Here is a 1355-nt window from a genome sequence, read left to right on the forward strand (position 1 = left end):
AGCAGGCCGAAGTTGTAGCCGGCAGCGGCAAGGACGGCGTTGATGCGGTCGCCGAGGCGTCCCTTGAGATAGTTGCGGTCCATGCGGTGTTCGGCCTTGACGTGGCCGATGACGGGCTCGACAGCCGCGCGACGCTTCATCTCGCGACGGATGCAAGCCGTGACGCGGCGGACCTGCCCCGAGATCCAGACCCTGAACCGATGCGGGTGGTTGTGACCGCGATACCCTTTGTCGACGTGGATGCGGCGAGCCTCCACGCCGGTGAGCTTCTCCATGTCGGCAATTACAGGGCCGAGCGTGTGCCCGTCGAAGGGATTGCCGTGCAGTGCCTTGGCATGGAGCACGAACTGTCCGCCCTTCGGGGACGTCACGGGGGTCGCGATACTGACCTTGCAGCCGAACTCGTAAGGCGCGCGGGCCTTGCCCTTGCCGATGCACTCGACCTCGGGGGCATGTAACGCATAGACCTTCGGACCGCGATGATGCTGATCCTGGCTGCGCACCCGCTGCGCTAAACCGAGCAGCGGGCCAAAGCGAGCTTCCAGCACCGCATCGCCACCGATCTTGCGGCGGATGTCGCGGATGATCCGGCCAAGCCGTGTCCGCAGGAACTTGAGCTGGCGCCCGGCGCGTTTGAACTGATGAGCATGGGTATAGCGGCCGACCATGATGGCGGCGCGCTTGGCCAGGCGCAAATAGCTCTGGCGCAGCGCCACGCGGTTATGCTTGGCGAGCCCGACGAGCTTGGTGATGGCCCGATGCATCAGTCGCGCGTCGGTCGGATGCGCAACCGCCTTGGGCTGCACCGTGGTATCGACCACCACGCGCTCCAGGTCCTTCGGGCCGATGGCGCCAGTCTTGTGCGCCACCGACAGGCTTTCCTGGATCAGCGCGACGAGTTGCTCCTCGCCGAGCCGCTGCCGCCAGCGCGTCATCGACGATCGATCGAACGGCAGCCGGTGGCAGAAGCTCAACTCGCCGCAGAAGTATTGGTAGTAGGGGTTCTCGATCCAGCGGGCGCACAGCACCTCATCCGAGAGATTGTGCATGTGCTTCAAAATGAACAGGCCGCCGACAAGCCGCGTCGGCAAGCCAGGCTGTCCCGGACCGGTTTGGCACACCGAACCAAAGCGGTCATCCAGAAACTTCCAGTCGATCAGCGCCGCCAACCGAACCAGCGGGTGACCCATGTCGATGATTTGATCGAGCGCTGGGAGCAACAGGTCCTTCTGGCGATCATCCCGCGGTTTGCTCATCGCCTTCCCCAATGCCGATGACCCGCCGTCAGGGAATCACGAATCGCTCGAAAGCAAAATCCAAAAACGCAAGAAAGCGCGCCACAACACCCGGCTTTC

At 63.8% G+C, this 1355-nt stretch carries 1 protein-coding gene; it reads right to left on the reverse strand.

Annotation, left to right across the window (positions count from 1 at the left end; genetic code table 11):
• Positions 1 to 1256, reverse strand: a 1256-nt coding sequence (locus ACZBJS_RS42495) for an IS5 family transposase (RefSeq protein ID WP_463440329.1), incomplete at its 3' end; no start/stop codon positions are given.
• Between the last annotated feature and the right edge of the window lie 99 nt (positions 1257 to 1355).

The sequence above is a fragment of the Bradyrhizobium sp. KZN70725 genome, assembly GCF_055264925.1.